At 38.0% G+C, this 22117-nt stretch carries 20 protein-coding genes, 1 rRNA gene and 2 riboswitches; of the genes, 5 read left to right on the top strand and 16 right to left on the bottom strand.

The features are described from left to right. The 3 genes from ACFXN8_RS23910 to ACFXN8_RS23900 all read right to left on the bottom strand — a co-directional run. A 16S ribosomal RNA gene (locus tag ACFXN8_RS23910) occupies nucleotides 1–170 on the bottom strand; the annotation flags it as partial. A gap of 759 nt (nucleotides 171–929) precedes the next feature. Beyond that, entirely contained in the window at nucleotides 930–2234 is a 1305-nt protein-coding gene (locus ACFXN8_RS23905; RefSeq protein ID WP_386847975.1) for an NCS2 family permease, read from the bottom strand. Nucleotides 2235–2366: 132 nt separating this feature from the next. Further along, a riboswitch (purine riboswitch) is annotated at nucleotides 2367–2468 on the bottom strand. A gap of 241 nt (nucleotides 2469–2709) precedes the next feature. Further along, on the bottom strand, nucleotides 2710–3378 hold the full coding sequence (locus ACFXN8_RS23900) for an MOSC domain-containing protein (protein WP_386847974.1): 669 nt from the start codon (nucleotides 3376–3378) through the stop codon (nucleotides 2710–2712). 254 nt (nucleotides 3379–3632) lie between these two features. On the opposite strand from ACFXN8_RS23900, the gene ACFXN8_RS23895 reads away from it, so the two are divergent. Continuing rightward, on the top strand, nucleotides 3633–4175 hold the full coding sequence (locus tag ACFXN8_RS23895; protein WP_386847973.1) for a TetR/AcrR family transcriptional regulator: 543 nt from the start codon (nucleotides 3633–3635) through the stop codon (nucleotides 4173–4175). A gap of 76 nt (nucleotides 4176–4251) precedes the next feature. After that, nucleotides 4252–5415, top strand: coding sequence for an MFS transporter (locus ACFXN8_RS23890; RefSeq protein WP_386847972.1), 1164 nt, complete (start codon nucleotides 4252–4254; stop codon nucleotides 5413–5415). Between the two features lie 215 nt (nucleotides 5416–5630). On the opposite strand, the gene guaA is transcribed toward ACFXN8_RS23890, so the two are convergent. From guaA to ACFXN8_RS23840, 10 genes are all read right to left on the bottom strand, one after another. Further along, entirely contained in the window at nucleotides 5631–7178 is a 1548-nt protein-coding gene (gene guaA / locus ACFXN8_RS23885; protein ID WP_386847971.1) for a glutamine-hydrolyzing GMP synthase, read from the bottom strand. A 151-nt stretch (nucleotides 7179–7329) separates the two neighbouring features. Next, a riboswitch (purine riboswitch) is annotated at nucleotides 7330–7431 on the bottom strand. A 35-nt stretch (nucleotides 7432–7466) separates the two neighbouring features. Then, the gene (locus ACFXN8_RS23880; RefSeq protein WP_386847970.1) at nucleotides 7467–9659 is read right to left on the bottom strand and encodes a transglutaminase TgpA family protein; all 2193 of its coding nucleotides are present in this window, start codon (nucleotides 9657–9659) and stop codon (nucleotides 7467–7469) included. Further along, nucleotides 9656–10837, bottom strand: coding sequence for a DUF58 domain-containing protein (locus tag ACFXN8_RS23875; RefSeq protein WP_386847969.1), 1182 nt, complete (start codon nucleotides 10835–10837; stop codon nucleotides 9656–9658). The genes ACFXN8_RS23880 and ACFXN8_RS23875 overlap by 4 nt, the downstream gene beginning before the upstream one ends. Continuing rightward, the gene (locus tag ACFXN8_RS23870; protein ID WP_376075615.1) at nucleotides 10834–11778 is read right to left on the bottom strand and encodes an AAA family ATPase; all 945 of its coding nucleotides are present in this window, start codon (nucleotides 11776–11778) and stop codon (nucleotides 10834–10836) included. The genes ACFXN8_RS23875 and ACFXN8_RS23870 overlap by 4 nt, the downstream gene beginning before the upstream one ends. A 234-nt stretch (nucleotides 11779–12012) precedes the next feature. After that, nucleotides 12013–12693 carry an ABC transporter ATP-binding protein gene (locus ACFXN8_RS23865; RefSeq protein WP_386847968.1) on the bottom strand — a complete coding sequence of 227 codons (681 nt, stop codon included), beginning with the start codon at nucleotides 12691–12693 and terminating at the stop codon, nucleotides 12013–12015. Further along, complete coding sequence (locus tag ACFXN8_RS23860; RefSeq protein WP_386847976.1) at nucleotides 12690–13499, bottom strand: ABC transporter permease; 810 nt, start codon at nucleotides 13497–13499, stop codon at nucleotides 12690–12692. Before ACFXN8_RS23860 ends, ACFXN8_RS23865 begins: the two co-directional genes overlap by 4 nt. Beyond that, complete coding sequence (locus ACFXN8_RS23855; RefSeq protein ID WP_386847967.1) at nucleotides 13499–13951, bottom strand: nitrous oxide reductase accessory protein NosL; 453 nt, start codon at nucleotides 13949–13951, stop codon at nucleotides 13499–13501. Before ACFXN8_RS23855 ends, ACFXN8_RS23860 begins: the two co-directional genes overlap by 1 nt. Next, nucleotides 13948–15219 carry a right-handed parallel beta-helix repeat-containing protein gene (locus ACFXN8_RS23850; RefSeq protein WP_386847966.1) on the bottom strand — a complete coding sequence of 424 codons (1272 nt, stop codon included), beginning with the start codon at nucleotides 15217–15219 and terminating at the stop codon, nucleotides 13948–13950. The genes ACFXN8_RS23855 and ACFXN8_RS23850 overlap by 4 nt, the downstream gene beginning before the upstream one ends. Before the next feature lie 60 nt (nucleotides 15220–15279). Beyond that, nucleotides 15280–15918, bottom strand: coding sequence for a nitrous oxide reductase accessory protein NosL (locus ACFXN8_RS23845; RefSeq protein ID WP_376075525.1), 639 nt, complete (start codon nucleotides 15916–15918; stop codon nucleotides 15280–15282). 752 nt (nucleotides 15919–16670) lie between these two features. After that, nucleotides 16671–16991 (bottom strand): NAD synthetase, encoded by a 321-nt coding sequence (locus ACFXN8_RS23840; protein WP_386847965.1) that lies wholly within the window; start codon nucleotides 16989–16991, stop codon nucleotides 16671–16673. 362 nt (nucleotides 16992–17353) lie between these two features. On the opposite strand from ACFXN8_RS23840, the gene ACFXN8_RS23835 reads away from it, so the two are divergent. Next, nucleotides 17354–17500: a hypothetical protein gene (locus ACFXN8_RS23835; protein ID WP_386847964.1), complete on the top strand. Its 147-nt coding sequence runs from the start codon at nucleotides 17354–17356 to the stop codon at nucleotides 17498–17500. A gap of 39 nt (nucleotides 17501–17539) precedes the next feature. On the opposite strand, the gene nadE is transcribed toward ACFXN8_RS23835, so the two are convergent. The 3 genes from nadE to ACFXN8_RS23820 all read right to left on the bottom strand — a co-directional run bounded on the left by nadE (nucleotide 17540) and on the right by ACFXN8_RS23820 (nucleotide 20550). After that, nucleotides 17540–18364: an ammonia-dependent NAD(+) synthetase gene (gene nadE / locus ACFXN8_RS23830; protein ID WP_386847963.1), complete on the bottom strand. Its 825-nt coding sequence runs from the start codon at nucleotides 18362–18364 to the stop codon at nucleotides 17540–17542. A gap of 21 nt (nucleotides 18365–18385) precedes the next feature. After that, on the bottom strand, nucleotides 18386–19846 hold the full coding sequence (locus ACFXN8_RS23825; RefSeq protein ID WP_386847962.1) for a nicotinate phosphoribosyltransferase: 1461 nt from the start codon (nucleotides 19844–19846) through the stop codon (nucleotides 18386–18388). A 203-nt stretch (nucleotides 19847–20049) separates the two neighbouring features. Next, nucleotides 20050–20550, bottom strand: coding sequence for a methylated-DNA--[protein]-cysteine S-methyltransferase (locus ACFXN8_RS23820; protein WP_376075537.1), 501 nt, complete (start codon nucleotides 20548–20550; stop codon nucleotides 20050–20052). A gap of 119 nt (nucleotides 20551–20669) precedes the next feature. Here ACFXN8_RS23820 and ACFXN8_RS23815 point away from each other — a divergent pair, with 119 nt between their 5' ends. Next, nucleotides 20670–21401 carry an ABC transporter ATP-binding protein gene (locus ACFXN8_RS23815; protein ID WP_386847961.1) on the top strand — a complete coding sequence of 244 codons (732 nt, stop codon included), beginning with the start codon at nucleotides 20670–20672 and terminating at the stop codon, nucleotides 21399–21401. Next, nucleotides 21398–22117: ABC transporter permease (locus tag ACFXN8_RS23810; RefSeq protein WP_386847960.1), on the top strand; the 720-nt coding region annotated here is incomplete at its 3' end. The genes ACFXN8_RS23815 and ACFXN8_RS23810, both read left to right, overlap by 4 nt.

The following is a 22117-nucleotide window of genomic DNA, read 5'->3' as shown; positions in this document are numbered from 1 at the left end:
TAGCCCCGGTTTCCCGGAGTTATCCCAAACTATAAGGTAGGTTGCCCACGTGTTACTCACCCGTCCGCCGCTAACGTCAAAGGAGCAAGCTCCTTCTCTGTTCGCTCGACTTGCATGTATTAGGCACGCCGCCAGCGTTCGTCCTGAGCCAGGATCAAACTCTCCATAAAAGAAATTTGATTAGCTCAAATTGTTTTGCTGGCATCATGTTTGATGTCCAAAATTTTGTTTCGTTCACTAACTCAAGGTTAGCTACTAAAAACTTTATTGATTACGTTTTGCTTGTTCAGTTTTCAAGGTTCATTTGTTTGTCACATTTAAGTGACTTTCTATACTTTAACATGTCGTTAACTCTATGTCAACTATTTATGTTAGTATTTTTTAGTTGTTGTTGTTTCTTTCGTAACAACGTTTATAAATATATCACCTTAATATTAAGTTTGCAAGTGAATTATTAAAGTAAAACTATTTTAAATAAATCAATTATACCTCGGCATAATTGCGTCCGGAATCGGTCGGAGGCTTTAGGCCAACGTGTTGTTGGTTACTCAGTCGCGTGTTGTTGTTGTTGTCGTCGCTTCGCACAGTTAAATTGCCTCAGTACGCGGCGTTCTTAGACTGAGTTCCTCTATTTCAGCGGGTGTACAAACACCCACTGAGAGGAGCTAAAGCGAGTTTCTTCTATAGTATATAAATCTACTACACATGAATGTTATAAGTTCTACATTTACACTATAAACGCTTATTTAAATTCCTCCTGATTTCTCATACTTAGCGACTTCCCTTTTCTACTGCAGAAATTGATGAAGATTTTTTATCAATAAAATTGTTTTATATTTTTATAGTTTTTATAAGAAAAGCACCTACAATTGTTAGTTTCATTTCTAACAATTGTAGGTGCTTTTTATATTTCTATTGTGTATTTATACTTAGCGTACCCATATAAAGTATGCAAGGAAGACAAAGAATAATCCGTACATCATAGGGTGAATTTCTTTTTTGCGACCTGCTAAAAGCATTGTTATTGGATAGAATACAAAACCTATTGCAATACCAGTAGCAATTGAGTAACCAAGAGGCATCATTACTACTGTAAAGAAAGCCGGTACTGCTATTTCGAATTTATCCCAATCAATTAAACGTAATGAAGATACCATCAGAACACCTACTATAACTAGAGCAGGCGCTGTTACTGCTGGAGTAACCACAGCAAGTAACGGTGAGAAGAATAATGCTACCAAGAATAGCATCGCCGTTACAACAGCAGAGAAACCTGAACGAGCACCTGCTGCTACACCAGAAGTTGACTCAACATAAGCTGTAGTTGTTGATGTACCAAATAAAGAACCAATCGTTGTTGCAAGAGCATCCGCCATCAATGCACGGCTTGCACGTGGCAATTTATTATCTTTTACTAATCCTGCTTGTGTCGCAACTGCCATTAAAGTTCCTGCTGTATCAAAGAAATCTACAAACAAGAATGTTAAGACAACTACTAAAAATTTAACGTTTAATAATGAACCGAAGTCATGAAAAATTGGATCTAAAGCTACCATAAACGTAGAGTCCACACTTGGAATTGCTGAAACAACTGCTGTAGGAGGATCAATAACACCTGTAATCATACCAACAATTGCTGTTACAACCATCCCTAGGAAAATACCAATACTACGTAGTTTAATAATAAGAATAATTGAAAGGACAATCCCGAATACAGCTAGTAAAGTTGCACCAGTGAATGTTCCTAAAGTCACCAATGTAGCTTGGCTAGCAACTATAATGCCTGCTCCTTGTAAACCTACAAAAGTTATAAATAAACCAATACCTGCTGAAACTGCATATTTAAGTTGTACTGGAATTGCATTAATTACTGTTTCACGAATACCCGTTAACGAAAGAATGATAAAGATAATCCCTGAGAAGAAAACACCTGTTAAACCAGTCTGCCAAGGAATACCGTAAGCTCCGACAACAGTGAAGGCAAAGAATGCGTTTAAGCCCATACCAGGAGCAAGTGAAATCGGGAATTTGGCGAATATACCCATAATCAGAGAACCGACTGTAGCTGCTAATGCTGTAGCAACGAATACAGCACCTTTATCCATTCCTGCATTTTCTAACATACCAGGGTTAACAGCTAAAATGTAAGCCATGGCAAGGAATGTAGTAAAACCACCTATTATTTCGCGGCGATAATTAGTTCCTAGTTCATCGAACATGAAATACTTTTTCATTTTAAAGAAATCCTCCGTATGGTCGTCTTCAATATCGAAAACAAAAAAGACACACTGACTACTCTACTAGTCGCATGTCTACGATACATTTCATCACAGTTATTGTGAGAAATTAATTAGTGTCTATACATTGGTATATATAACTAAAATCGTAGTCAAGTTATTTACGGTAACTTGGTAGAAACTCACGGGCCTTATCCCCGACATTATACGACGACATATTTAATTTACAATCGTAATATATCATTTCACTTTTCAGATTTCAACCCTATTTCCGAACATTTCTCACAAAAGTTATACGAAAGTTCGTGTAAAATTCTTTTTTATTGTTCACATTTTAAGAAATCGTTGCATAAATAGGTTAGGACTGAACGTTTTATTGTTAGTTATAAAATAAAAAATCCCCTAGGATCCATTCGAATCCTAGAGGATTTTAATATAGTGATTACAGGGAGCTCCTTTGATCAACATATGTTTAATTCATCACTTTACTTTGCAAGAGCTGAATCCTTTTTTCTAATTTTTGTTTCCAATCTTCTGCTAATGCATCAACTGCTTGTATACGTTTCATCGCAAGTGCGTCTTTGTTTTTAAAGTACACTTCGTTGCAATGCAAAACCGAAACACGTGCAGGGTGCTTTTCCACTAATTCAATTTTTGAATCTGCACAGATTGTCCCTTCTTCCAGTACACGTGCAAGGAAGCCCGTATAACCTGTTTCAATTAAACGTTTGAGTAATATGTTCGCCTCAGTATATTTATCAATCGTACTACATGGTACACGTCCTTGGGTAATTTGGATGACAGCATCGCCTATTTTATAAATATCGCCAATACAAATATTCGCTTCCAACATATTCGTTACTGTTAAGTTTTCACCGAATGCTGCTGTCGGCAACGGTTTACCAAGTTCCTGTTCCCATTGTATGTAATGCTCCTCAGGATATAAACAAACGGCACGGTCAGGACCACCATGATGTTTTTTATCTGCTACATCGTCCCCCTTAAATCCACGAGCGGACAAGTAAACTTCTTGTACTTTTCGTTTTTCAATCCCTGTCATCATTGAGCGTCCATTACTATAATGCAATTCTTTCGGCATACCAATAGCAAGTGTATGAATCATTGCTAGATTGTTTTCCATTCCCATCCCCCCGACATAGAGTCTTATTTATATTCATTAGTTTACTATATCTAACGCTTCGCAAGTATGATCTTTGAAAAAAGAGTTTCAAAAGTCCAATAGGTAAAATTATTTGCATGAGGGCAGACACGATGTCGATCATTTCGCAAATTGTGAAATGCAGTCATAAGTTTTTGAGAATCTCTTCAAAATAAATTGCATTAATGTTAATATAAAAATATAATGAACGTTCTATCTTTAATAGGGGGGTTTTTATGAGTACGAAAAAAGAAGACCTGCTCCAATCTGCTGAAAAATTGTTTTATGAGCATGGCTTTCATTCCATTGGTTTAAAACGCATTATCAATGAAGCAAATGTAGCTGTAATGACGATGTATAATCATTTTAGTTCTAAAGATGAATTGATAGTGGAAGTGTTAAAACGCCGTGAAAAAAAGTATTTTACTCAGTTGCAGCTTCAGGAAAGTTCAGACCTTTTGTCTGTATGTATACAGTTGGCTAAGGCTCATGCTAGATGGCTTGTGCAAAATGAAACCAGAGGATGTCTGTTTTTGCGGGCAAAGGAAGAGTTTGGTTGCGATTCTTCCCACCCTATCGTCCAAGTTGTCAATCAACATAAGAGTAGCTTGTTAAAGTTTTTTCAACAAAAAGGTTTGACTGAGACGCAAGCAATGCAACTGACGCTTTTATTTGAAGGTGCAACGGCAATGGCTGAAACTGAAGACGTGGAGAAGGTAGGAGAAGAGCTTATTTATCTTACGAAGCGTGTATTTTACACGGTTACGGATGCAAGTTAAAGATTTCATCGATCTTGCATCTATTTTTTTACATAAAAATATAATGATCGTTCTATCTATTTAGGAGGGGTAATAAATGAAAAAAATCGTCTTTCCTGGAATCGCAATGATTGGCGTTTCTTATGCGTTCGCTCGTTTTAGTTTTGGTATGTTTTTACCAGATATAGCTGAAAGCCTCGAATTAACGGATGCTGCTTCGGGAGCTATTAGCTCTCTGGCTTACTTAGCTTATTGTCTGGCTTTAATGACCTCTTCTGTCTTCATTTATAGAACCGGGGCACATACCGTCGTACAAATGGCAGGAGTCAGCGCTGTCTTAGGAATGATAGCGATCGCTATTGCACCGAATCTCTATGTACTGACTGTTGGCGTATTCATCGCAGGTCTGAGCAGTGGATGGGCATCACCGGCATTAAGCCAAGTGGCAGCCAGTACTTTGCAGCCATACGATCGTGATCGTGGAAATACATGGATCAACACGGGCACTAGCTTTGGGCTTATTCTATCCGGTCCTGTTGTCCTGTTATTCACCGAACATTGGCGATTATCTTATAGCTTGTTTGCTCTGATTGGAATTGGAGTGATGTTGTGGAATCGGAAGGCAGTTCCGGTGGATGAATCACGAAAAAAAGAAGAGTCCGTTTCGGGATACAAGTTGTTAAACCAGTGGAAGAGGAGTGTTTATTTATTAATCGCATCTTTTTTGGTGGGCATAAGTTCTTCGATCTATTGGACGTTTTCCAGAAGTTATTTGACGGTTGAATATGACATGAGCTATTTAGAAAGTGTTGCTTTTTGGATCACGATGGGAATTTCAGGAATTCTAGGTGGTATTGCAGGGGGAATCATTAAACAGTTTGGTTTAGCCACGGCTTACCGGTTTACCCTTATAATACTGGCCTTTTCTATCGCTATGATTACAGTACCCTCTGTTACTATGATCTATTTCTCAGGAATATTGTTTGGTATCACTTATATATTCATGACAGGTGTTTTTATCGTATGGGGGACCCAGCTTTTTATCAATAATCCTTCTATTGCAGTCAGTCTTTCCTTTTTATTCCTTGGAATCGGGCAATCTCTTGGTTCAGTTATAGCAGGCGGAATCATTGAAACAGCTTCCTACACAGCGGGTTTCCTTCTATTCGCAGGGATTGGCTTGGTTGGCTTGTTTTTACCTGTAAAAACTAATTATATGAATGATAAATCGGATCAAGATAAGATTCTGCCTATAGGATAAGAGAAAAAGTCAAATTTGCACGTAGGATCATAATATGTCTCGAAAAATTATTAAAGTACACTATATTTCGTTTTGACAGATACAGAACTACCTTATTTTAATTCCAAAGATCAATTTAAAATCTATGGTTTAAAAACAAATAATACAATAACAATACAATGAAAATAGAGAAAAGAGCTGAAACCCTTATGAACAAAGGGTTTTCAGCTCTTCTTCTATTCCCACTCAATAGTTGCAGGTGGCTTAGATGTAATATCATACAGCACGCGGTTAACGTGTTTTACTTCGTTTACTAGGCGGACAGAGATTTTCTCTAGTACATCCCAAGGAATGCGTGCCCAGTCAGAAGTCATACCGTCGATAGATGTTACCGCACGGATACCGATTGCATAGTCATACGTACGTGCATCGCCCATTACGCCAACTGAACGGATGTCAGGTAATACCGTGAAGTATTGCCAGATGTCGCGATCAAGACCAGCTTTTGCGATTTCCTCACGTAGGATGAAATCAGATTCGCGTACGATTTCTAGTTTTTCTTCTGTTACTTCACCAAGTACACGGATACCTAGACCTGGGCCTGGGAATGGTTGACGCCAAACGATTTTTTCATCAAGGCCTAGTTCTAATCCTAGTGCGCGCACTTCGTCTTTAAATAATGTGTTAAGTGGTTCGATTAATTTGAATTGCATGTCTTCTGGAAGACCACCAACGTTATGGTGAGATTTAATAGTTTGTGCTGTTGCAGTTCCAGATTCAATGATATCTGTGTACAGTGTACCTTGTGCTAGGAAGTGCATTCCTTCAAGTTTATCCGCTTCTTCATCGAATACGTAAATAAATTCGTTACCGATAATTTTACGTTTTTGCTCTGGATCAGAAACGCCCGCAAGTTTATCCATGAAACGTTGACGTGCATCAATTTTAATAAGATTCATGTCAAAGTCTTCAGTGAATGTTTTCATAACTTGTTCAACTTCACCTTTACGGTTTAAGTTGTGGTCAACGAACATACAAGTTAGTTGATCACCAATTGCTTTATGAATTAGAACAGCAACAACTGATGAGTCTACACCACCAGAAAGAGCACATAATACTTTTTTATCGCCTACTAATTCGCGGATTTTTGCGATTTCAAGTTCAATGAAGTTTGCCATTGACCAATCGCCTTTTGCTCCACAAATGTCGAATACGAACTGACGTAATAAGTCGTTACCATATACAGAGTGACGTACTTCTGGGTGGAATTGTACTGCATATAGTTTACGCTCTACATTTGCCATTGCTGAGATAGGGCAAGCAGCACTTGTTGCGATTACTTCAAAACCAGCAGGTACTTCTGTTACATGGTCACCGTGGCTCATCCAAACGATTTGTTCAGTTGGTAAGTTACCGAATAACTTGTTTGAAGCTGTTACTTTAATTTCTGCTTTACCGTATTCACGTGTTTCAGCACCTTCAACTTTACCGCCTTGCGTATGTGCCATTAATTGCATACCATAGCAAATACCTAGGATTGGTAAGCCTAATTCGAAAATAGCTGGGTCTACATGGAAGGCATTTTCGTCATAAACTGAGTTTGGACCACCTGAAAAGATAATACCTGTTGCGTTCATACCTTTAATTTCTTCTGCTGTAATCGTATGAGGATGTAACTCACTGAAAACACCAAATTCACGGATACGACGCGTAATCAATTGGTTAAATTGGCTACCGAAATCAAGAACGACGATTTTTTCTTGCTCTAATAAGCTTGCTGACAATATTTCCACCTCTTCTACTATTTTTAAAGGACTTTTCATATGTTCAAAGAAAAACGCGTATGAAAGTAAAAACTTCCTACGCGTTCATAAGCTCTAAATTTATAAAGGTGAATGCGTAACAAAGAAAAGTGATTTACTAACCTTCTCACCTAACCAAAACATTCACCTTCATAGAGAAATCATTTACGGTGATTTCGTAGAAACATCCGAACCTTATTATCGAACTTATATGAAAGCAATCCTCATCATATATAATTTTTTTCATTTTACTCTTTGTACCCATCAAAATCAACCGATAGTGCGATTGATTAAATTTTCCCAACTTTCTTTCAGTTTCATAAAATCAACTTCTTGTTTATCTTTGCCATAAATATGTTGCTCATATACAGCAGTCAGTTTTTGCATCTCTTCTGTCTCTAGCGACTCATCTACTCTTGTAGCAAATGCTCGTAATGTTTCGCCATCTTTCCGGCGTAATCCAATACGAGATAATTGCTTCGTTAAAACATGGTACGAAGCATCGAAATTTGTCCAGTCCGCTTCTTTTTTACGAAATGCGCGTACTTGCATTTTAGGTATCCACGTTTTACGTTGCATAAACAAAGCGATACCAGCGATGATCATTAAAATGACTAGAGCAATCCATACATAAGTAAGTTTTTTCACCCATGTCCATACAGACTCAAAGCTAAACGATGTTGAGCTAGAAGTTTCTTTCTTCGGCTCTTGCTCATCCTTCTTTGGTTGCTCTTGCTCTTGTTCTTTTTCTGACTCCAGTACTTGATCCTGCTGAGGAGTGTCTTGCTCAATATCATAATCGATATTCACATTTCCTGAAAATCCGATTGTCGGTTCAAATTCCATCCAGCCTGTTCCAGGTACATATGCCTCCACCCACGAGTGTGCATTATCATTTGTAATTCGATACTCCTGTAAACCATCTGATATTCGACCAGGATTACCAGGTGCAAAGCCTTTCACCCAGCGTGCAGGTATCCCTGCCGAACGTAGGAGCACGACCATTGATGTTGAGAAATTATCACAATAGCCCACTTTAGTATCGAATAAAAACTGGTCAACATAATCTTGACCCTCAGCCGGGATGGCTACTTCTTTTTTATCGTATCTAAAGCCATGAGATGAAAAGTATTTTTCAACTGCTTTTATTTGATCATAAACCGAAGCTTTATCCTGTGTGATTTCTTTCGCTAAATTCCCTACACGTTGTGGAAGTGTATTTGGCAATTGTAAAAAACGGTCAAAGGACGAATCAACTGTTTTTAGTGTGGATGGTTTAGACATTTGGAGCTGTTCCATGCTATATACTGGCTCACTATAAGATATCGTATAGTTAGATAATAATTTTGACCCGCCATTCTGTTGTTCTATTGCTATTTTTTCAGTTTGTCCATCTTGAATAAATAGCGGTGAATCTTGGGTAGAAACAGATATCATGCCATATGTTTGAATTAAAAAAGGCATTGGAACAGCAATATCCATTTGAACCTGCCGCTCGGTTTCAGGAGCTCCAACTTGTAACGAAGTTTGGATAGGGGTATCGGTCTGGTAGACATTTTTGCCAAAGTTCCCCTCCGAAAGAATCCAGCCCTTCGAAGTATAAGTATCCTTTGTATCTATACGCCAATAATGACGATCAGGGGAAGCTGCAGTAAAAATTAGTGTGTTATCACCTTGAAACGGTCCTCCTAATCGGCTATCATCCTCGCTGTAACCAACTGTTTTTTCGCCTGTTCCAAAGTTCCCTTGCCCCGTAACCTCTTTAATAAAAGGTACTGGATCAGCCCAAGTCGGTCCTGTCTTAGGTAAAAAAAATGCCACTACACTAACAAGCATTACCGAAACGATCATTGGAATAACCAGTTTCCACTTTCCTATGACATTGCTCGGTGCATCTGTTTGAAGCCATAAACGCTTAACAAAAAGCAAGCCTGTCATTATTAATCCAAGCACTATAACTTTAACAATTGCCATCTTCCCATCATAGTCACTAAATGTATCAAGTGTGGCAATAAAGAATACTGTTAACGCGAAGAAATAGAATATATTTTTCCGCACAGTTATCCAGTGATGAATTAGGTATATTAACATCCAAATAAGCGCAACGAATAGCACCGTTCTAAATGAATCCGATACTTGTCCAAAATCGCCCGAAAGAATGGTAGACATATTCCATTTCAGCTCATGCATTAAAAATGGTATTGTCTGTCCAGAAAAAAAGGGCTTTTCACTATAAACAAACACTATAAACCAAGTAATATAACCAAATTTAACTAATCCTGACAATATCGGATGTACTTGAAATAAACTGAGTACCAATGATAAACCGATAAACACTAAAAATAAATGAACCAAGCCTGTATTTGTTAACTGCATTACGGGAATAAGCCATTCACGTAAAATTAGAAAAATTATTACGTATGCTATTGCTAATTCTATAAAATTTCCTAGTGATTTTTTCACGGCTTCATCACCTCCGTGAACAGATGGTAATAATCTGTTGGATTTACATGTACAACTTGGATTTGCTTATAACGCTTCGCCAGCTCTGTTTGCATAGGTGGCTGCTCCGCTACTACAAAACAAATACAGCTTTTCACCATATTGGCTAGAGAATGAAGTAATTCATCCGATACTTCATTCGTCACATATAGTAATGTTGCAACATGCTTAAACACTTGCTGATCTCGTAATTGAAATTTGACAGTTTCAGTAGGTTTTATAGCAGCTAAATGATGCATTATTTGGTCTAGCTGCTTATTACCTTGGATAATCGGAAAGACCTTCGTTTTAAAACCAGCTGAAACAAATGAAATATCTCCATGTTCTTCGACAATGGTTTGTAGCATCGATGCTACAAGCTCAATTTTTTCTTCAAATAAGGGAGATTTTCCTGCATGGAGTACTAACATTAACTCTTGTGATTGACGATCTTCAAATTCCTTAGATTGCAACGTTTGTGTTTTCGCAAATGATTTCCAGTGAATCCACGAAAAACGGTCACCTGGAACATACTCACGTAAACCAACAGCCATGGATGTATCCTTAACAATTGAATAAGGTGACATCATTGTACCAACATCAAATTTTGTTCGAAGCGCGGCATATCTCATCTCGCGTACTCTCGGGTAAACTAAAATGACTTGTTCCTTTTCTGCCGCAACTCGCTTTTTTGCCCAGCCAAAAAAATCACAGAAAACAATATTAACACCTAAGTAACGATGCTCGCCACGGGACATATTTTCCAGCACATAATTCCAGCTAAATTTTTTCCTGAAGCCAACGAACATAATGGTATTCGTTCCTTGCACCCTCGATTGAATAAGGACTTCACTGTTCACAAGTTCCTCCATCATCATATAAGCAAACGGAAAGCGTGTTTTTCGTTCTACCGTAATTGTTACCTTTGCAGATTGACCACTCTCAACGCGGGAGGGCTCAATTTTGCGTTCCACCAGTAAAATATCTTCTTTCACTAGTAAGAAAATAATTGCGTATAACAAAAACGGACTAATTGTAAAAAATACAAACCAACTGACAAATCCACCTTGGAACATGGCATAACAAAACGTTATGATCATTAACAAAGAAACTAATAAGAAATGTTTACTTTTCTCTATTAAAGCTTGCCATTTCTTCATTGCTCTGCAATCCTCTTTGTTGGTACAGGTATTTTCGCAATAATTCGCTCAATAATTTCCTCTGCCGTTACGTTATCATAGCGAGCATCTGGCTTTAATACTAAACGATGGCTAAAGACAAATGGTACTAAATATTGAACATCATCAGGAGTAACATAACTACGCCCTTTTATAAATGCATAAGCTTGTGAAGCTTTCATTAAAGCAATCGTTGCGCGAGGACTTACGCCTAAATGTACATAGCTATTTTCCCTTGTTTGAGTCGCTAATTCGACCATATAGTTTTTGACTGAATCTGCAACATACACACCCTGTGCAAGCTCCTGCAATTCAATTAATTGCTCAACTTTTAGCACTGCTTCAATTTTTTCAATCGGTTTACCATGCTCAGCACGACGAAGAATCTCCACTTCTTGTCCCCTTGAAGGATAGCCCATTTTTATTTTTAGTAAGAAACGATCCAGCTGTGCTTCTGGTAACGGATATGTCCCTTCGTGCTCAATTGGGTTCTGAGTGGCCATAACGAAAAATGGCTGATTGATTGTTAAGGTTTTACCATCAATCGTGACAGATGCTTCCTCCATCCCCTCAAGTAAAGCAGATTGCGTTTTTGGAGATGTGCGGTTAATTTCATCCGCTAAAATTACATCTCCCATGATCGGACCAGGTCGAAATTCGAACTCCAGCGTTTTCGGATTATAGATTGACACTCCAACTACATCTGACGGTAATAAATCCGGTGTAAATTGAATCCTTTTAAATTGTGCATCAAAGGATTTTGCCAATGCTCGTACCATCATTGTTTTACCGACACCCGGTACGTCCTCAAGCAAGATATGTCCCTTTGCCAACAGGGCGACAATGCTGAGCTCTGCAACCTCTCTTTTACCGATCATTACTTTTTCTATATTTTCTAATACATCTTGTATTTGTGAATTCACCAATCAAAAACCTCCTATTTCACCCAAAAATTGTTTGAATTGAATGATAACTTCTTTAAGAATAACGAAATATGTTTAGTAACACAATTATATGAGACGCACATCTATTGCTTTAACCCTGTAATCTGAGCACTTAGCGAGAAAAGTAATAATACTTCAGCATGAAAAAGAAGGCTTGCCTGAACAATCAAAGCAAACCTATCTTTTAGTATAACGTCATTACCTATCAGAATGTTACAGATTTAATTTTTTTAACCATAAATTCTCTAACGAAGATGAATTTTCTTGTAAAAGTATTTCCTCTAATTCACCAGAAATAAGTATGTTTCCTTCATGTAAAATTAACACATCGTCCGCTACTTCCTCCACAAAAGCAAGCAAATGCGTAGAAAATATAACAGTACAGCCCCTTGTTTTTTCCGCTAGCATCATTTTTTTCAGTTCTGCAATCCAGTAAGGATCAAGACCATTAGTCGGCTCATCTAAAATAAGCAAAGAGCCTTCACCGAGTAAACTTTGAGCGAGGTTAAGTCGTTGACGCATCCCCTTTGAGAAATGCTTCACTTTTTGCTTTCTAACATCCCATAAAGCAACGCGCCTCAGTACCTCCTCCTGTTCCTTTTTACCAATCTTCTTCAAAGAGGCAAGTAGCTGCACAATTTCTGCTGCTGTTAACATAGACGGAAAATCCACATCATCTGGCATGTATCGAATGGCTTGTGGTTTATGCCATATTATTTCTCCTGATTTTTGCTTTTCCTGCCCAGTTAGCAGGCGAATTAAAGTACTCTTTCCAGCACCATTTCCCCCTACAAGCGCTAAAATACGCCCCGTCTGTAAAGAAAAGGAGGCTTCATGAAGACCTCTATTATTATCATAGATATTCGATAACTTCTTTGTTTCTAATAGCATCATCTTCTATCCCCTTTCTTTAATAGTGTGCCAGTGTAAGCTAACGGACATACTATCCAAAGTAATGTCACAGCTACGTATACTGCATAACCTAGTGGCGACGAATAAAACTGCGTTACTTTATAAAATGCTGGTCCAAGAACACTCGCCTGATCTGTAAAAATAAAGTAACCAAAGCGTATCCACTCCACAGGATTAATATGTATCGCTATAATCGTCAGTTTTTGAAGAATATGCCCCGCCACGACAGTTCCAATGGCCATTAAAGCGTAAGAGATTAGCAATAAAAAAACGGACCAAAAAACAAGTGATAACGACAGTGCAAATAATCTTGTTTTCGCAAAGGCTCCCACTGCAATGGCCAATGACACAAAAATGAAGATGCATAACAAAGTTAGAATAATGAAGATAAATGGTAAACGCACTCCACCAAGAAATCCACCAAGCGCTAATATTACGCCAAACGCTACGGCAACGACCAATAAAAAAGCAAGTACAGAGGCAATATACTTTCCTGCAATATATTGCCTACGTGTCATCGGATATGTCTTTAATAATGAAAACCATCCTGATTCCACATCACCAGCTACGCTCATACTACCGATAGTTAATATAAACAGTGGCAATAAAAACAACAATACATTTAAAAAAGAGGCTGTCTGTCGTGTAAAACCTGCAACATCTGGTAACGCCATTTGCTGAATGACAATGATAGCTGTAAAAACGAATGTGAAAAGTATGCCTACAAGTTGCATCCACCGACTTCTGAGCATTTGCTTTAATTCTAGTTTAATAAGCATACTATTCATCACTTATGGATCCCCCATTTAAAATCGTGTAAATCCTTATAGGCATGTAGCTGACCTTCTCCCTCTTTAGTCATCCATTCCTGTGCTGCTTCCTTCGAATCGAATGCAACTACCCCATAATTCATCGGCGTCCAATAATCCTTGTTGTACACATAAACAGCGTTAAAAACGTCAATCCATTCATTTTTTGCCGCATCTTTAATATAGGCTGCTCCAACCTCATCTTCCCCATTCGCTTTCATATATTCCATAAGACAGCCAATGTCATCAAAAATTTCATAATCACCATTCTTCAATGCAATCTGGCCAGCATATGCATTATGGACTATACTCATATTGCAAATTTTACAAACATCAGTTTCACTAACTATTTCACGAGGTTCATATGTTTTTTCACTACAGCCCACCAATACACCACAACTTAGCAATACACACATCATCCATTTTTTCATTCTGTTATTCCTCTTTTCCATAGCCATAAACTACTTAATGCCAAGAATAAACCTAATAGCATCTGCAACACATTCATCTTGTTCTTCTCCTGCACATGCTTCATCGTCAATTTTGGCTTATGATCAACAAGCATGTTCTTTTCAGTTTTATTAATTTGCTGATCCAGAGATGTCAGTAAAAGGACGCTCGGAGATGCCACGAAATATTGGTAAACAGGCTGGCGTACCATCCATTGACCAAAGCTTGACACAGCCACATATGGAATATCACCGATACCATTGTCTTTTAAATCAATCCCTGAGTAGTCATCATAATAATTATTTATTAGTTGAAAGCCTTGCTGATCGGAGCGCGCCGTTAAAATATTACCTGTAAAGTTATTACTACTAGCCAATGTGTCGTTACTTACCTTTGTACCTTCAAGGGCAGTTTGGTTCATCTGAAAATCATTTGTTTCAATTTGGATAGTTGAACTTTTCTGCATGGCAACACCAGTCCGATTATTTTTGATTGTGTTATGTTTAATTTTTGCTTGCTGCACATCATACAGCAGCATACCGTAGCCATTAAAATCAAAATGATTAGCTATTGTATTATTTTCAAGGAGTATGTCTGTTGTCATCATAATCATAAGGCCAGTCACATTGTGAACATATGTATTAAAAAGTGCTTCGGCATCACTTGTATACATAAAATGCGTACCATAACGACTGCTTGTCACCTTATTATGTTGAACAACAATATGCTTGACCTCTTCTATATAAATTCCGTCCTGCACTTGCTCAATAGTATTGCCTTCGATGGTGAGGTCCTCACTCTTAAAGACAGCCACCCCATTACCTTTTTTGGAATAATGACCTTCAATACCGGTCACATTGATTTCATGTATGCGTACATTTTTGGAGCGTTGTATATGAACGCCTGTATGGACATCTTTAATTTGTAACTTACGTAGCTCAAGTCCGTCTACAGTACTAACAACGATCGCTTTACTTTTTCCTGATAACGTTATATTTTCCACACTGACATTAGCAGTGTTTTCAACTCGGAGTGCTGGTTTGTCACTTTCACCAATTAGTTCAGTTCCCTCTTCGCCTTGTAGCGTTATCGGTTTTGTCACAATGAAATTACCTCGGTAACGACCAGCAGGAATATGAACGACCTCCCCTGGCTTTGCGACATCAATCGCCTCCTGTACATCAAAATCGGCGTACACTGTCTGACTCATGAATAGAAAAAATAATAAGGCCAACCCTATTTTTTTCACAAATCCTTACCTCCCAGTTCAGCACGAAAAGACTAGAGGAATTTCCCCTAGTCCATTCGATTAATGGCCATGACCATCAGGTTTCTTTTCTTCCATATGCATAGAATCAGATTCACCTTTGGCTTCTTTTTCAGCTTTTTCTTTCATTTTCTTTTTACGACGCTCTAATGCATCGTCTTTAATTTTTTGTAATTCCTCTACATGTGCAGTTGGATTGTCAGCGATATATTTGTCTGCATCAGCTTTATTGGTGAAATAAATATATCCCCAGTTCATTGGAGATTTTAGGTCTGTTTTGACGATAGTTGCATCGTCCACCTTTACCCAATCTTTTGTGATAAAATCACGTACAAATTTTTCGTTCGTTTCATTATTTGCAACCTCGGCATTTACTAAACAGCCTATGTCATCATAAAAGGCAGTAGTTCCATCCTCTTTTATTGCTTGGGTAGAGAATTCACCCATATCTTCATCCTTCATATATACTTTCATATTACACATTTCACACATTGTATCTTCTTTTGGCTCTTCTAAACGTGGATCCACTAAAGAAGCGACTTGTTTAGTTTTATCCTTTTCTTCTGCTTCATTTGCTGCAACATCTTGCTTCGTTTCTTCTTTCTTAACTTCTGTTTTTTCTGTACCACAAGCCGCGAGTAAAAGTAATACTGCTAGTACAGGTAACCATATTTTTTTCACAATTGCTTCCTCCAATTTCTTTTTTCTATTACTAATAACTACTTTACAGGTAAGTTGTGAAATAAGTTAAAAATCACTGTGAAGTATTGGAAAAATTACCTTGAATATTCATTGAACATCTCGACTTCAAATATTTTGAATAAAACATATATCAATTCTATTTTTCGGATAATTTAGGTTACAGGTCAATGTGATTAAGGTGCCATATTTATGGCTCTTCCGCAAAGCGAGGGGTTGATCTCCGTTCCGACCGGGTGCTTTGTTGTTGCTGTCGCTACGCTTTCGCACAGATAAAACAATTGCTGACGCTTCGCTTTCGCACAGAGCAAAGCTTCCTGGGGGCGTCCGATGAGCCACTTCGCTACGCTCCAGGGTCTCGGGCCAACACGATGTTGGTCACGAAGGCGTTATCACAGGATGTGATGGTTTTAGCCTTCGTTCCTCTATCGCTAATCCCCGAGGAGTCGCCCAGCCTCCACTCCAATCAACTATTTGCCAATTATGTATCTTCTCACATGTCATTCTTATTTATAGTAATAAATCAAAACTTCAGTACCATTTCTTTGAGGAAGCGGCAGCAACAATATGCTTTATCTGTGCGACAGCAACAAATGATTTCATGGTCTAACCTGAAATTACCCTCCTGTTAAATGCCACAACATTTGCAAAAATTGCATTGACACCATTTTGTTTTTCAACACACTAAAAAACTCCCTACATCCAGAATGATGTAGAGAGTTTGATTTACGATATTATATGGAAGAACGGTAACTATTGAGAAGCTTCTTTTGCTTGCTGACCAGACTAAGCTTAACGGCAGTTTCATTTAATTCATTGCGTATTTGCAAATCGTAAGTACTGTCCACATAACTAGCCGCTACTTTATTTGGACGTTGCTGCTGAATTTGTCTAGTGTTACTTATATGTTTTTTATCTTTATTCTTTAGCAAACTGTTTTTAAACTGTTTCTTCGGATTTTGTCCGAAATTATGGCTTAAATCCCCAGCATGTAGATACTGTTGTTCATTACGAAATATACTACTAGTCGTCGAACTCACTCTAGAAGTCCTCATAAATAATTACCCTCCTTTACTTTTCATCAACTTTGTAGGTATATATATCGACATTATATGCTTGAACTTAATAATACAGAACCAAATTGCTTAAAAAAGAGAGAAAAGAGCTATAAGAAAAAGTGTTTTTCACTTTTTCTTATAACTCTTTTCCAAATATTACTCATAGCGTGGGGTTGATTTCCGTTCCGGCTGGGCGCTTTGTTGCTGTCGCTTCGCTTTCGCACAGTTAAAACATTGTTGCTGTCGCTTCGCTTTCGCACAGTTAAAACATTGTTGCTGTCGCTTCGCTTTCGCACAGATAAAACCTTTGCCGCTGACGCTTCGCTTTCGCGCAGAGCAGAGCTTCCTGGGGGCGTCCGATGAGCCGCTTGGGCCAACACGAGGTTGGTCACGAAGGCGTTATCACAGGAAGTGATGGTTTTAGCCTTCGTTCCTCTATTGCTGATCCCCAAGGAGTCGCCCAGCCTCCACTCCAATCAACTTATATACAATGGGATATTTTTTAATAAATATCATTTATCTTTAAGTGATGAACCTTATAAATATCATTTCCAAAAATCATCAAATATTGTAATTGGCATATGGCGTTTGTGCTGTGAACGTAAATAATGCCCTTCTAATGTTTTACGAGCTTCTTCAGGGATAGCCTTGCCCTCTAAATAATCATCAATTTGGTCATACGTTAAACCAAGGGCTACTTCATCCGGTAATGAAGGACGATCTTCCTCTAAGTCAGCAGTTGGTATCTTCAAATATAAGTGCTCCGGGCAATCAAGTGCTGCTAACAACTGCTTACCCTGACGCTTGTTGAGACGGAAGATTGGCATTAAATCTGCACCGCCATCCCCAAATTTTGTGTAAAAACCTGTAATTGCCTCCGCAGCATGATCTGTCCCTAGCACAACAGCATTATTCATAGCAGCAGTAGAATATTGCACCTTCATTCGCTCACGTGCCTTTTCATTCCCTTTGGCAAAATCGCTTAGTTCAATACCTGCATTCGTTAATGCTCTAACACTTGCATCGACTGCATCTTTAATGTTTACTGTAAAAGTTTTCGTAGGTTTTATATAGTCAATCGCATCCTGACAGTCCTTTTCATCTGCTTGCACACCATATGGTAAACGAACAGCCCAAAATGAGTACTTTGTTTCTCCCACCTCAGCATTTAATTCATCAACCGCAAGCTGCGTTAATTTTCCAGTTAACGTGGAGTCTTGACCACCTGATATTCCGAGAACAAACCCCTTTACAAAGCTATAGCGACGCGCATATTCCTTTAAAAAATCAATGGATTTGCGAATCTCTTCCTGCGCATCAATAGTAGGTAATACACGTAATTCCTTAATGATTTCTTGTTGTAATGTCATTTGTCCTTCACTCCTTACGCTTTACAATCGATTGACCATTTCACTTACTTCTTCAATATTACGCATTTTATTATTCCAGCATTTTTGGCTTAAATCGACTGGGTATTCCTCTGGATTCATGGCACGTTTATATTCATCCCATAACAACTCTAAATTATCTGCTGCATAATCGCGCATTTCTTCCAAAGTAGGATTTTGATATTGTATTTCGCCATTTTTAATCACATGATGATGTAAATTCTTAGCTTCAAAGTTTGTAACAAATTTTGATACGAATGTATGAACAGGATGGAACATTTTAATGCGTTCCTCTGATTGAGGATTTTCATCGTGCATCGTAATGTAGTCTCCCTCTGCCTTGCCATTCTTTCTATCAATAATGCGATATACATTTTTAAGACCTGGCGTCGTTACCTTTTCAGTATTCGCTGAAATTTTAATCGTATCTTCTAATTGTCCATCTTTATTTTCAATAGCAACCATTTTATAAACAGCCCCTAAAGCAGGTTGGTCATAAGCGGTAATGAGCTTCGTACCAATTCCCCAGACATCAACTTTTGCACCTTGAGCCTTTAAATTTAATATCGTATATTCATCTAAGTCATTAGATACGATAATTTTAGCGTTCGGGAAACCTGCTTCATCTAACATACGACGTGCTTCTTTTGACAAGAATGCAATATCCCCACTGTCTAAACGAATTCCAATAAAATTAATGTTGTCACCAAGCTCTTTAGCCACTTTGATTGCTGTTGGCACACCCGATTTCAACGTATTGTAAGTATCTACAAGGAATACGCAATCACGATGACGTTTTGCATAGGAATGAAATGAATCATAATCATTTTTATAGGCCTGTACAAGTGCATGCGCATGTGTACCAGATACTGGTATATTAAAAAGTTTTCCTGCTCGCACATTACTAGTTGAAGCAAAACCGCCTATAAACGCTGCACGTGTTCCCCAAATTGCTGCATCCATCTCATGCGCGCGTCGTGTGCCGAACTCCATTGCCACTTCATTTTTTATAATTTGTTTAATACGACTAGCCTTCGTTGCAATTAATGTTTGGTAATTCACAATGTTAAGTAATGCGGTTTCGATTAACTGCGCTTCCACTAAAGGTGCTTCGATGCGGACAATTGGTTCATTAGCGAAAACCGTTTCCCCTTCCACCATCGAATACATATCCCCCGTAAAGCGAATATTTTTTAAATACTCGATAAAATCCTCTTTATAACCAACCTCTTCACGCAAATACGCTATGTCCGAATCACTGAAACGGAAATCACGTAAATACTCAAGAATTCTCTCTAATCCCGCAAAAATTGCATAACCATTGCCAAACGGTAACTTTCTAAAATATAATTCGAAAACCGCTTTTCTATTATGTATACCATCAGCCCAATAGGATTCTGCCATATTGATTTGGTACAAGTCTGTGTGTAGCGCTAAGCTATCGTCTGCATAGTTTGATCTCACAAGAAACCCCTTCTTCCGCTTTGATAATTAGTCCTAGTATACACTATATACCCAAATTCTTGCGTATTACATCCTTCTGCTTTCACTTCTTTTAGCACCACATATGTATAGTATTTTTTTAGCTTTCGTTTCTTTCATACAAAAAACACGAATCCACATAATCTTTGGTGAAAGTGTTTCCTCAAAGGTTATGTGGATTCTTTTTATGCTCTCTCTATCTCTAGTAAAAATTCTTTCATAGCAAGCCCACTACGGAAGCCTGTTAGTTTACCATCTTTGCCAATCACACGATGACAGGGAATAATCGCTAATATTGGATTGGCACCAATTGCACTACCTACCGCTCGTACTGCTTTCGGATTGCCGATACGGTGTGCAATATCCGAGTATGTTGTAGTTGTACCATATGGTAGCGCCTTCAACTCATTCCATACTGCTAATTGAAATGGTGTCCCTTTAACATGAATTGGTAAATCAAACTTAGTAAGTTCCTTATTAAAATAAGCCGACAATTGCTTAACATATTGCTGCAACTTTTCTTTATTCTCTTCAAAGCGATAGCCTTTAAATGGCTTTTTTGCCCACACTTCCACCTCTTCAAATGATGCATTTGGTGTTCCGATATATACTAGTCCATCATCTGAGGCAACGATATACATTGTGCCTTGTGCATATGTTAATGTATCTACATATAATATATCCATTCTCTCTTCCCCCTTAACTTAATTATTTCCCACTGTCTGTAAAATGTTAAATGTCTTTAGCTTCCCTTTGTTTCATGCTACAGTTATTTTACCTATTAGTATAAAGGAGTTTTAACTTTATGAATACGTCATATGAGCCTGCCATACACTTTCAACAGGTCAGCTTTTCAGCGAATGACAAGACGATCTTACAATCGATTACTGGGTCATTCCCTAAAGGAAAAATCACTACATTAGTCGGACCTTCAGGTGCTGGTAAAACAACTCTACTTAAATTGTGCAATGGACTATTATCACCTACAGATGGTCAAATATTAATTGATAATCAAAACATTTCTACCTACGAGCCAACCGCTTTAAGAAAACATGTGAGCATGGCTCTTCAAGCGGCCCCTATGATAGAAGGGACTGTATTTGAAAATCTTGCGCTTCCTCGTACGTTACAAGGAGAAAAGCTTACAGAGCAAGAAGCCATCCAATATTTACAAGATGTCGGACTTGATCAAAGCTTTTTACAACGCCCTACGAATAAATTATCAGGTGGACAACGACAAAAAGTCTCAATTGCAAGAACACTTATTAATCAATCCTCCATTTTATTGTTAGATGAAATCACATCTGCATTAGACCGTCAATCCGTGCAGGAAATTGAGACGCTTATCGCTACAATCAACAAAAAGTTTAATGTCACAATCATTTGGATTACTCATAATTTACAGCAAGCACTGACAATCGGCCACTATACATGGGTCATGATGGATGGGGAACTAATTGAAACTGGACAAAGTTCCTTACTTAACGCACCTAAAAATCCACGTGTCGCTGAATTTGTACAGGGGGTGAATGAATGACGTATACTTCGCTTTCCTTAACGTTAATTTTTGTGTTAATTCCTCTTCTACTGTCAGAAACCTTAAAGCTAGGACTTGAAAAAGATACGCTCATAGCTACTATTCGTTCTATTATTCAATTACTTGCCGTCGGTTACATTTTGAAATTTGTCTTTGATGCTCAAAGCTATAGTTATATCTTCCTCATGATTGCCTTAATGATTTTAGTAGCAACACTCAATGCTCGTAAAAAAGGGAAGGGCATTAAAGGCATTACATGGAAAATAGCACTAACACTCATTGTAGTTGAATGTGTTACACAAGGGGTATTGCTTGGTTTTAATATTGTACCATCAACAGCGCAGTATATTATTCCAATTAGCGGCATGATGATTGGTAATTCAATGGTATTATCAGTTCTATTTTTAAATCGTTTCACATCAGAAATCGCAAGTCATCAGAACGAAATTGAGTTAATATTATCGCTTGGTGGCACACCAAAACAGGCTATTCATCGACAGCTAATGAATGCGATAAAAGCAAGTATGATTCCTACAATCGAAAGCCAAAAAACAATTGGTCTTGTTCAATTACCAGGTATGATGAGTGGTCAAATAATTGGCGGAGCAGATCCTATTCAAGCGGTGCAATTCCAACTATTAATCATTTTCGCCCTGCTAACAGCAGCGACATTATCAAGCATAATGATTGGTTTTTTAAGTTATCCTGCACTTTTT

Source organism: Lysinibacillus sp. NPDC059133 (genome assembly GCF_042755925.1).
Lineage (GTDB): Bacteria > Bacillota > Bacilli > Bacillales_A > Planococcaceae > Lysinibacillus.
This window is presented reverse-complemented; position numbering and strand designations above follow the sequence as displayed.

Excerpts from the sequence above, each read along its gene's own strand:
- ACFXN8_RS23905 (WP_386847975.1), bottom strand. The coding sequence starts at position 2,234 with ATGAAAAAGTATTTCATGTTCGATGAACTAGGAACTAATTATCGCCGC.
- ACFXN8_RS23900 (WP_386847974.1), bottom strand. The coding sequence starts at position 3,378 with ATGGAAAACAATCTAGCAATGATTCATACACTTGCTATTGGTATGCCG.
- ACFXN8_RS23895 (WP_386847973.1), top strand. The coding sequence starts at position 3,633 with ATGAGTACGAAAAAAGAAGACCTGCTCCAATCTGCTGAAAAATTGTTT.
- ACFXN8_RS23890 (WP_386847972.1), top strand. The coding sequence starts at position 4,252 with ATGAAAAAAATCGTCTTTCCTGGAATCGCAATGATTGGCGTTTCTTAT.
- ACFXN8_RS23875 (WP_386847969.1), bottom strand. The coding sequence starts at position 10,837 with ATGAAGAAATGGCAAGCTTTAATAGAGAAAAGTAAACATTTCTTATTA.
- ACFXN8_RS23865 (WP_386847968.1), bottom strand. The coding sequence starts at position 12,693 with ATGATGCTATTAGAAACAAAGAAGTTATCGAATATCTATGATAATAAT.
- ACFXN8_RS23860 (WP_386847976.1), bottom strand. The coding sequence starts at position 13,499 with ATGAATAGTATGCTTATTAAACTAGAATTAAAGCAAATGCTCAGAAGT.
- ACFXN8_RS23855 (WP_386847967.1), bottom strand. The coding sequence starts at position 13,951 with ATGAAAAAATGGATGATGTGTGTATTGCTAAGTTGTGGTGTATTGGTG.
- ACFXN8_RS23840 (WP_386847965.1), bottom strand. The coding sequence starts at position 16,991 with ATGAGGACTTCTAGAGTGAGTTCGACGACTAGTAGTATATTTCGTAAT.
- ACFXN8_RS23835 (WP_386847964.1), top strand. The coding sequence starts at position 17,354 with ATGAGCCGCTTGGGCCAACACGAGGTTGGTCACGAAGGCGTTATCACA.
- nadE (WP_386847963.1), bottom strand. The coding sequence starts at position 18,364 with ATGACATTACAACAAGAAATCATTAAGGAATTACGTGTATTACCTACT.
- ACFXN8_RS23820 (WP_376075537.1), bottom strand. The coding sequence starts at position 20,550 with ATGGATATATTATATGTAGATACATTAACATATGCACAAGGCACAATG.
- ACFXN8_RS23815 (WP_386847961.1), top strand. The coding sequence starts at position 20,670 with ATGAATACGTCATATGAGCCTGCCATACACTTTCAACAGGTCAGCTTT.